Origin of the sequence: Nodosilinea sp. LEGE 07298 (assembly GCF_015207265.1) — a bacterium.
Taxonomy (GTDB): domain Bacteria; phylum Cyanobacteriota; class Cyanobacteriia; order Phormidesmidales; family Phormidesmidaceae; genus Nodosilinea.
In genome coordinates, this window is sequence record NZ_JADEXE010000252.1 from 1 (window position 1) to 9,810 (window position 9,810).

Here is a 9,810-nt window from a genome sequence, read left to right on the forward strand (position 1 = left end):
GCTGTAGCCAGGGCGGGGGCGGCCAGCAGGCTCAAAGCGGCAACAGAGAGGCAAACTCGTTGAGAAACCCGGTTCATAGTACAGCGACCTGAAGTTACTAACCTGCATTATTCATGAGAGCGCTCAAAATGGCTAACTTGAGCAAGCGCCCCAGCGTTATTCAGCCCTGATTGCCCCTGGATCGCGATCGCACATGATGCACTGTCTATTGCCTGCTGTAAAGCTCTCTAAGAACCCCGAGTTTTTTAAAAACTCGGGGTTCTGTCTAGGTTGCCGTTAACCTCCAGTCGTTGCGCCTTGCCTGCGGGTCATCACGCTGATGTATTCGCCACTGCGGCCTGTGGGTATGGGGGTTGACCAGGCAATGCGATCGCAGTAGTCTAGCGAGGCCAGGTGGTGGATGGCCTCCATTTTCGCAGTGGTATTTTGCCAGAAGCTGGGCCAAAGTACCACTATATTTTCACCCTTGTTATGTCTGTGTTTTGTAACGTAGAACCGTTTTGAAGTGTTTGCGAATCGTCAAGATTTAGTCTTTTTCTGATTCGAGGAAAAACCCTTTGATAGAGAGAAAAAGATTATTGAAAATTTAGGCTTATGTCATTCTTGCTATTTTTGGGTTTGATTGGCCTTGATACCGCCAGTGAATCGCTACGCCAATCGGGTTTAGGCTTGGATTTGCTTGGTTCCGCGAACGCTCTAGCTAACCTATATCAGCTTAAATTTAATTATGTTTGCCTATTTGTTAATCAGGTAACCGTCCCCTGAGCGGAGTCGAAGAGGACATTTAATGTGAGTGTTGGCTTTCTCCCCTTGGGAGACGTTGCAAGAACGACTTCGCTCAGTCGTCGTAGGCCTAGGGACGCTTACAACTACGATGACCCATCATGCATTTAGCTCAGTTTGATTGATAAATGGAATCAAGGGGAGGGTGGTAATATACTGGCCTCTATGGCTGTACCGTTTGGTAGTATTTCTTTGTTCTCAGGTTAGGGTTTGCTTATGTCAATTCCCTGGACGGTTCTGGTCGTTGCTGACTCGCAAGACCTGGGCAACCCCTACAGCCAGCAGTTGCAGCAAGATGGGAGCGTAGCTTACAACATTTTGCTGGAGCCCTACGACGGCGCTGCGTCATTGTTGTCTCAAACCCCGGCGATCGACGGCATTCTCCTGGGGCTTAGCCAGCCTCAGTCCAGTAGCATGGCGCTGCTGCGGCAGTTGAAAGAGCAGATGGGCGATCGCTGCCCGCCTATTGTCATCGTTGATAGTGGCAACACCAAGACCGCTGTTCAGGCCCTTAAACACGGTGCTGCCGACTATCTGGTCAGTGGCCAGACCACGCCCGACGACTTGCGACTGGCGATGCGAAGCGCCATCGAAAATGCCGAACTGCGGCAGGCTCTGCGCCGTAGTCAAGAGCAATTTCAAACCTCAGTTGAGAATATGCTGGACTGTTTCGGCATTTTTTCAACCCTGCGAGATGGGGAGGGGCAAATTGTTGATTTTCGGATTGATTACTTGAATGGGGCGGCGTGCGCCAGCAACCAAATGTCGAGGGAGATGCAAATTGGGCGGGGGCTATGTGAGGTGCTGCCCGGCCATCGAGAGACCGAGCTATTTGGGGACTATTGTCGGGTCGTGGAGACGGGCGAGCCGTTGATCAAAGACTCGCTCATCTATGACGATGCCTATGGCGATCGCCGCTTGATTCGAGCCTTTGATATTCGAGCCACCCGGCTGAACGATGGTTTTGTGGCTTCCTGGCGGGATGTCACCGAGCGCCGGCAGACCGAGCAAGACTTGCAGCGTGCCCTCGCGGCTTTGCAGGCCAGCCAGCAGCAGCGCCGCGATTTGGCCGAGGCGATGCCTCAAATTGTCTGGACGGCGGATGCAGCAGGGGCGATCAATTACTGGAATCAAAAGTGGTACGACTACACCGGGCTAGAAGAAGCTGAGTCCTTTGGCCAGATGGGTATTCAGGTTGTGCATCCCGACGAGCGGCAGCGCACCTTAGATCGCTGGAGTCAGGCGATCGCCAGGGGTGAACCGTTTGAAATTGAGCACCGGATTCGGAGTCAAGGGGGCGAGTATCGCTGGTTTATCAACCGCGCCGTACCTACCAATGGCCAGGGCCAGATCACGGGCTGGATTGGCACGATTACCGATATCGACCCCCAAAAACAGGCCGAAATTGCGCTGCAACAGCAGCAGAGTCGGCTACACCTGGCTATGAAAGCGGCCAAAATGGGGAGCTGGGACTGGAATATTCAGACGGGGCAGGTGCACTGGTCCACCAATCTAGAGCACCTGTTTGGCATGGCGGCGGGCAGCTTTGATGGTCGGATTGAAAGCGTCAAGGCCATGATTTACCCCGACGATTTGCCCTTGGTGGAGCAGGCGATCGACCGCGCTGTTTATGGGCAAGACGATTACACCATTGAGTTTCGCTTTATCAAGCCCGATGGTGCGATACGCTGGGCGCTGAGTATCGGAAAAGTGTTTTATGATGCCACGGGCAGGCCGCTGATGATGGCAGGGGTGGATCGAGATATTTCAGAACGCAAGGCCGTAGAAGCCGCCCTCTGCCTGTCTGAAGAGCGCTATCGCACACTATTTGAGTCGATGAATGAAGGCTTCTGCGTGGCGGAAATGCTGTTTGATCAGCACAATACGCCCATCGACTACCGCTTTTTAGAAGTCAATTCAGTCTTTGAACACCAGACGGGGCTGGTCAATGCTGTTGGCCAAACCGCCCGGCAACTGCTTCCCGGTTTAGAGCCCCACTGGTTTGAAATTTATGGTCGAGTTGCCCTAACTGGGGAACCAGCCCGGTTTGAAAACGGCTCTGACGCGATGAGGCGGTGGTTTGAGGTCTCGGCCTTTCGGATTGGCCTCCCCGAAAGCCGGACCATCGCCATTTTGTTTAAAGAGGTCAGTGAACGCAAACAGGCTGAGCGCAGGCTGCAAGAAAGTGAAGCCCGATTTCGCACCCTGGCCGACAACATTGCCCCCCTCGCCTGGATGGCCAATGAGACGGGCTGGATTTTTTGGTACAACCAGCGCTGGTTCGACTATACGGGCACAACGCTAGAGGCCATGCAGGGCGATGGCTGGCGAGCGGTACACCACCCTGACCATGTTGAGCGAGTGGCTGCGAAAATCAACCAGTGCTTTCAAACCGGCGAAATTTGGGAGGATATCTTTCCGCTCAGAGGCCAGGACGGGGCCTATCGCTGGTTTCTCTCCCGCGCGATTCCGGTGCGCGATGAGCAGGGCAACGTGTTTCGCTGGTTTGGTACCAATACCGATATCGAAGCCCAAAAGCAGCTAGAACACGATCGCGATCGTTTGCTCCGGCAAGAGCAATCCGCTCGACAAGCCGCCGAGCGCGCCAACCGCATCAAGGATGAATTTTTGGCCGTTCTCTCCCACGAGCTCAGGTCGCCCCTCAACCCAATTTTGGGCTGGGCCAAGCTACTGCAGGTGCGCCAGCTGGATGAGGCCAAAACGGCCGCCGCCCTGGCCACCATCGAGCGCAATGCCAAACTCCAGGCTCAGCTCATCGACGATCTGCTCGATGTCGCCAAAATCTTACGCGGCAAACTTAGCCTGACGATGACGGCGGTCAATTTGGCTACCGTGGTGGAAGCGGCGATCGATACCGTTAGCACAGCTGCCGCTGCTAAAGCGATCGCGCTGAATGCGGTACTGCCCAATATTGGTCAGGTCTCGGGGGATGCGGCCCGACTTCAGCAGGTGGTTTGGAACCTGCTGTCAAATGCCGTCAAATTCTCGCCAGCCAACCGCCCAGTAGACATTCGGCTGGCTCAGATGGACGGTTGGGCCGAAATCACGGTCAGCGATCGCGGCAAGGGCATTGCCCCCGACTTTTTGCCCTACATTTTTGAATCCTTCCGCCAGGAGGATGGGTCGACTACGCGCACCTACGGGGGCTTGGGTTTGGGGCTGGCCATTGTGCGCGAGTTGGTGGAAGCTCACAATGGCACTGTCACAGCAGAAAGCCCTGGGGAACAACTGGGGGCTACGTTTACGGTGCGGTTGCCGTCGCTCAATACTGCACCGGCCACGACATCCACTGATGAGGTGCCAGCCCCAGCGCTCGATCTCACTGGTATTCGAGTGCTGGCCGTGGATGATGACCCTGACAGCCGTGAGCTATTGAACATGATCTTGACCCAGTACGGCGCAGAGGTGCTGGCCGTGCCCTCGGCGGCGGCGGTGCTGGAAAATCTGGCCTCCTTTCAGCCGGATGTATTGGTCAGCGACATTGGCATGCCCAACGTCGATGGCTATAGCCTGCTGCGCCAGATTCGGGCCTTGCCGCCTACCCAGGGGGGGCAAACGCCAGCGGTGGCGCTGACCGCCTATGCCCACGAGGATGATCATCGGCGGGCGATCGCCAGTGGTTTTCAGCAGCACGTTACCAAGCCACTGGAGCCAGAACGATTAGTGCAAGCGGTGATAACGCTTACCCGCTAAAGCCAAAACTCGGCTAACTAAAGCCGTTGATCGCCCAAATCATGGCAAAATTCGTGGAATTGCCTACGCCACCCCTAACAATCCCATGGAAATTGACCCCGAGCTTTTAGACCCCTCAACGCGCTACAAGCTGCTGATTGGCAGCGTTGTGCCCCGCCCGATCGCCTTTGTCTCTAGCCTGTCGCCCGAGGGTGTGGTCAACCTGGCCCCCTTCTCCTATTTCAATGCCGTGGGCCACAAGCCCCTGGCGCTGATGTTTAGCGTCAGCCGCAAGCCCGACGGCAGCGACAAAGACACCCTGCGCAACGTGCGCCCGCCTAGCGAGGGCGGCACCGGAGAATACGTGATTAATTTGGCGATCGCATCCTATGCTCACCAGGTGGCCGAGTGTGCCGAGCCCTTGCCCTACGGCGAGTCAGAGTTTGACTACGTCAATCTATCCACGGCCCCCAGCCGCGTGATCAAACCGCCGCGTGTGGCGGAGTCTCCGGTTGCCTTTGAATGCCGCACCCTGCAAATTGTGCCGGTGGGCGAGTTTTCGATGGTGATTGGTCAGGTGGTGCATCTGTTTGTGCGCGACGATGTGCTGAGCGAGAACAATCGCATCGACGCTGACAAACTGGGGGCAATTGGGCGTATGGCGGGTTATGAGTACTGTCACACAGGCGATCGCTTTGAGATTCCCAACGGTTTGCCCAAGCCACCGTCGGTCTAGTGGAATGTTAGTGATCTAGAGGCTGGGCGAGAGGCGATCGCGCTACCGCAGCGGGTGATGCTCGGCCAAAAGCTTTTCGACCTTAGCCTCGTCGATGCGGGCGCTGACCTGCTTAGCCTCGTGCAGGTCGCGCACCGTTTTAGACAGGCTGGCGGTAGACCCTAGGGCAAACAGCGTACCCATGCCCATATAGCCCTTGACCCAGGCATCGACGGGCAGACAAAAAATGCCCAGCGACAGGCTGCCAACCGACAGCACAAAGGCAGCCCAGGTCTGTACAACCCAGGCTTGGCTGTGGCTAGATGGCGGCTGAATAGAACTCATGGTTTGACTCCTCAATACAGGCGACTGCGTCAACCTTAGATGAGGAATCGATTGCAGTGCTGGGGGAAGAGACAGTTGTGCAAATGCCCTAAGCATGGGTGTGATTAAAACCACGTTTTGTCGGTCTGGCATCCGGTCTGACCGTGGACAGTCAAGACAGCTATCCTACAGGCTTACACTGAATCCGACCTGGCTAGCCCCGGTGGAGCTGGGCAAACACCGTTTCCCCCTACGCAATCCGCCTGTTTGGAACCAGAATTATACGATTCGGATTTCGTATAAGGACATACTAGGAGCCTAATAGCTGAGCGATAGACCGGAGTGAGTCAACTTATAGCTCAATATACCTCTATCTAAAGATAGTTTTTAGGTTAAGAACATTATTTTATCGTTAAGGGCGACTCAAAAATCACAAACCTTATTGAGAAAGGCAACGAGGTTTCAAAAGCTTACGGCTCTAAAAGTTCGCAATAGGGCAATTAATCCAGGTACCCTTAATAATGTTGGCAAGCGAAAATTGTAAGCTACAGCCATCTACTAGTGATGTAGATTTATCGATTCATATCTCTGCCCAAAAAACCATACAATGTCTAATTACTATAATTTCATGCTTGGCCCTAACTGGCGCTATCAGTGCCTACTTTTGGCTTATTGAGTTTTCATTTCCAAGCTCAGAATGGTTTTATGGCCTCTTTAGCCTTGATGAAGAGTTAAATATTCCTGCTTGGTATTCATCGTTCATGTTATTGTCGGCTTCGGCATTGTTAGCAGTAATTACTACGATCAAAAAGACAGACAAATATTTTAGATATTGGAAAAATCTGTCTTTAATTTTTCTTTTCCTCAGCTTAGACGAAGCCTTCAGCTTCCACGAAATCTTGATTATTCCAGCGCTCAGAGAAACATTTAATTTGCTGCCAATATTTTTTCACACCTGGGTTATATTTGGAATTCCTGCGGTTATCTTTTTTGCATTTAAGTATTTAAGGTTTTTATTGGATTTGCCCAAAACGACTCGATATTTGTTCCTGCTTGCCGCAACTTTATATCTGAGTGGAGCTTTGGGCATGGAAATGACGAGTGGGCTTTTAAGAGTACATTTCGGCCAGCTCAGCGCGAGCACAACAATTGCTATAGTGATCGAAGAATTGTTGGAAATGGTAGGAACTGCAACGTTTATCTATGCCTTGTTAATTTACTTTAGCAGTTTGAAAGAAGTTATTAATCTCAAAATTTGTATATCTGAGAGGTAGGATCACCTTAGGCTCTGTTCCTCCGCTGCCCCAGTAAAAGCGGCTGCGTCAACCCTAGGCGAGGCGTTGACTGTAGTGCTTTGGGAAGAGGCAGTTGTGCAAATGGCCTAAGCATGGGGTGTAATTAAATCTACGCTTTGTCGGTTAGGCATTTTGCCCGACTGTAGACAGCCGAGACGGCTGTTCTACGGTACTAAATCCTTAATCACAAAAAAAGAGCCTGAGCTTAGCTCAGGCTCTCTTCAATCCGACAAACGTTTTCTAAATGGCGATTTTGCCGCCGTCGTTGCGGGTAATCACCACCGTGGCAGAGCGGGGGCGAGCGTTGCCGCCGTCGGGCCAGTGGCTGGTGAACTGGGTAGGGTCAGTGGCTGAGCCGCTGTTTTCGCCGGGATGCTGAACATTGACGAAAATTACCGTGCCATCGGGCGATTCGGTAATGCCGGTGATCTCGCAGTCGCGGGGGCCAACTAGGAATCGGCTCAGCACTGTGGGGCTAGCCGCCTGGCCCATGTAGGTTTTGACCTGCTGGTCGGCATCGCTATTGATGGGCACAGCTTTGTTGGTCACCATCTTGGCCTCGCCATCGCCTACGGTTCCCGGCAGGGCGGCCAGCATCATGCAGTTGGTGGTATCGGTGTAGTAGCCATCGTCGGTTTGAACCCACAGCAGACCAGGCACCGCCTCGCTAAACCACAGACCATCGGGGCTGGAGAAGTCATTCTCATCGGTCAGACCCGATAGGTTGACATCGGCCTCGGCGCTGGCTTTAGCCCCAAACAGGTAGACATCCCAGTTAAAGCTGGTAGCGGCGTGGTTGCCCTCGGCCTCGCGCCAGCGAATCACGTGGCCGTTGACATTGCCCTTGTTGATGGTTTCGCCCTTGGCGTCGGCATAGTAGCGGGGGTTGGCGGCGTTGAGTGGGGTTTTGACGCCCCGACCACTGCTGCTCGACACGTTGTTGGTCAGGGTCAGGTAGACATCGCCATTCACCGGGTTGACGCCACCCCACTCGGGCCGGTCCATCTTGGTCGCCCCAGCGGCATCGGCGGCGATGCGGGCGTTGATCAACACATCGGCCTGGTCGGCAAAGGCGTAGTCGGCGTAGTTGGCGATCGCCGGGTTGTCCAGGGTCAGCGGCAGCCATTCGCCCGTGCCGTCATCGTTGAATTTGGCGGCGTAGAGGGTACCAGCATCCAGGTACTTGTCTCCGGCGGCCATACCCCGGTTGGCATCGCGCGGATCCCACCTGGCGGCGGAGACAAACTTATAGGTGTACTCGTTGCGGGCATCGTCGCCAGAGTAAAACACCAGCGGCTGCCCGGCTACGGCGGCGGCGGGCCAGCATCCCTCGTGGGCAAAGCGGCCGATCGCGGTGCGCTTTTGTGGCGTGGCGCTGGCGTTAAAGGGGTCAATTTCAACCACCCAGCCAAAGGTGTTGGCGGCGTTGCGGAAGTCTTGCTGGGGGCGGCTACCCGTTTTGCTGACATCCCAGCGCTGGTAGAGGTCGGTGTTGCCCGCTGCATCGGCCCGCGACCAGTTGTAGCGACCTGAAGTTTCGTTGCCAATGCCGTAGCGTTTGAAGGCGGCTACTTCCTGGGCCGTGCGCACGGCATCGTCTTCGCGCCGATTAAAGTAGCCGGCCCAGTTTTCTTCACAGGTGAGATAGGTGCCCCAGGGGGTGTAGCCATTAGCGCAGTTGTTCAGGGTGCCACGGGTGCGCTCACCGCTGGGCGAAAAGGCCGTGGCCAGCAGGGGGCTGCGCCGGGCCGGACCGCTAATTTGGCAGGGAGTGGTAGCGGTAACGCGGCGGTTGTAGCGGGAGTCGCGGTTGATTTGGTAGGTCGAGCCTTGCTTAACCACTTCCACAATGGTGACGCCGTGGGCGGCTACTTCTTTGTCGATCTCGATCGCGGGGCGAGCTTCGGTGCTCTCAGAGCCGTAGTTGGTTGGTCCGTTGGGGTGTACAAAGCCCAGGTCTTCACAGACTTCATGGTTGATGGCGAGCAGGGCGCGATCGCTGCCGCTAGCATCCCAGCCATTGCCAGCCCGATTCATGCCGAAATAGTGCATAGCGTCGTGGTGGTCGCCTGCCCGCACCTCAAAATCGTTGTCGGTGCCGTCGTTTTTGTAGGGGGTAACATTGCTCTTGAGTGGGTCACCTGTGGCCAGCAGCACGCGAGCGGTGTAGCCCTCTGGCACGGTCAAAGTATCGGCAATGCTCTTGGCCACCGGGTTAAAGCTGAGGCGCAGGTTGGTCGCGGCTTGGGCGGTTTTCCCAGTTTGCTTAGCCGAATCGGCTACAAACGCCAAACTTGTCCCCAGCATGGCGGCGGCAGCCAGAGACGAACTACCCTTTAAAAAACCCCGTCGACCCAGGCGAGCGCGGGCCATAACCTGATCAAATGAGTCGTTGCTGGAGGTGTTATGACTTTCATCCTCGGTGTTAATGACTTTGTTGAGAATGGTACGGAAATCTTGTTTTTTGGTCATAGCCAAGCCAGCTAGTAAGCCCTGTAGGTTTCCAGAGAATAATATGAGGCCCAGGTAAGGAACGCTTTAATAGCCGATTAGCGATTATTTAAGAAGTGATGAAGGGACGACCAAGCCATAGGTAGATCCTGGCTCCTGCCGACAGAGGCCACAAAGGTTTGCCAGCACTGACTCATCTAGTACTCGAAGGCTGAAATAAGTCCACTATTCCGGCTCGCTTGGCTCCCTAGCTCCCCTGCTCCCTCGCGATTGGCATTAGTCACCACACTTATGCCGCTGTTTACTATAGCCATAGTCACGTTGGTTAGGACATCCAGAAACCCTATGAACGTTCAAACGTTTGAACGTTCATAGGAGACCTGCTTGGTGGTGCAGAAAAGTCCTGAAAGGGTTGTTGTGAAAGGAGTCCCAAATGAGACAGGGTAGATGGGAAGGGGCATTTCATGAGAGGCTTGAATTCCCCAACTCAAGGCCAGTCTCATGGAAACACCCCTCTTGTATCGTCAACTGCAAGACCAATTGAGTCAA

At 54.5% G+C, this 9,810-nt stretch carries 6 protein-coding genes; 3 read left to right on the forward strand and 3 right to left on the reverse strand.

Going from position 1 to position 9,810, the window contains the following annotated elements; translation table 11 throughout:
- Positions 1-276: 276 nt before the first annotated feature.
- Positions 277-453 carry a hypothetical protein gene (locus IQ273_RS25210; RefSeq protein ID WP_194025902.1) on the reverse strand — a complete coding sequence of 59 codons (177 nt, stop codon included), beginning with the start codon at positions 451-453 and terminating at the stop codon, positions 277-279.
- 546 nt (positions 454-999) lie between these two features.
- Between IQ273_RS25210 and IQ273_RS25215 the strand changes: the two genes are divergently transcribed.
- Both IQ273_RS25215 and IQ273_RS25220 read left to right on the forward strand, forming a co-directional pair.
- On the forward strand, positions 1,000-4,497 hold the full coding sequence (locus IQ273_RS25215; protein ID WP_228053824.1) for a PAS domain-containing protein: 3,498 nt from the start codon (positions 1,000-1,002) through the stop codon (positions 4,495-4,497).
- Positions 4,498-4,582: 85 nt separating this feature from the next.
- Entirely contained in the window at positions 4,583-5,212 is a 630-nt protein-coding gene (locus IQ273_RS25220) for a flavin reductase family protein (protein ID WP_194025897.1), read from the forward strand.
- Positions 5,213-5,254: 42 nt separating this feature from the next.
- On the opposite strand, the gene IQ273_RS25225 is transcribed toward IQ273_RS25220, so the two are convergent.
- Positions 5,255-5,536, reverse strand: coding sequence for a YiaA/YiaB family inner membrane protein (locus IQ273_RS25225; protein WP_194025898.1), 282 nt, complete (start codon positions 5,534-5,536; stop codon positions 5,255-5,257).
- Between the two features lie 611 nt (positions 5,537-6,147).
- Between IQ273_RS25225 and IQ273_RS25230 the strand changes: the two genes are divergently transcribed.
- Positions 6,148-6,789, forward strand: coding sequence for a hypothetical protein (locus IQ273_RS25230; RefSeq protein ID WP_228053826.1), 642 nt, complete (start codon positions 6,148-6,150; stop codon positions 6,787-6,789).
- A gap of 261 nt (positions 6,790-7,050) precedes the next feature.
- Here IQ273_RS25230 and IQ273_RS25235 read toward each other — a convergent pair whose 3' ends face one another.
- On the reverse strand, positions 7,051-9,282 hold the full coding sequence (locus IQ273_RS25235; protein WP_194025900.1) for a PhoX family phosphatase: 2,232 nt from the start codon (positions 9,280-9,282) through the stop codon (positions 7,051-7,053).
- Between the last annotated feature and the right edge of the window lie 528 nt (positions 9,283-9,810).

What these genes read in the sequence shown, in the direction of transcription:
- IQ273_RS25215 (WP_228053824.1), top strand. Translation starts at nt 1,000, where the DNA reads ATGTCAATTCCCTGGACGGTTCTGGTCGTTGCTGACTCGCAAGACCTG.
- IQ273_RS25220 (WP_194025897.1), top strand. Translation starts at nt 4,583, where the DNA reads ATGGAAATTGACCCCGAGCTTTTAGACCCCTCAACGCGCTACAAGCTG.
- IQ273_RS25225 (WP_194025898.1), bottom strand. Translation starts at nt 5,536, where the DNA reads ATGAGTTCTATTCAGCCGCCATCTAGCCACAGCCAAGCCTGGGTTGTA.
- IQ273_RS25235 (WP_194025900.1), bottom strand. Translation starts at nt 9,282, where the DNA reads ATGACCAAAAAACAAGATTTCCGTACCATTCTCAACAAAGTCATTAAC.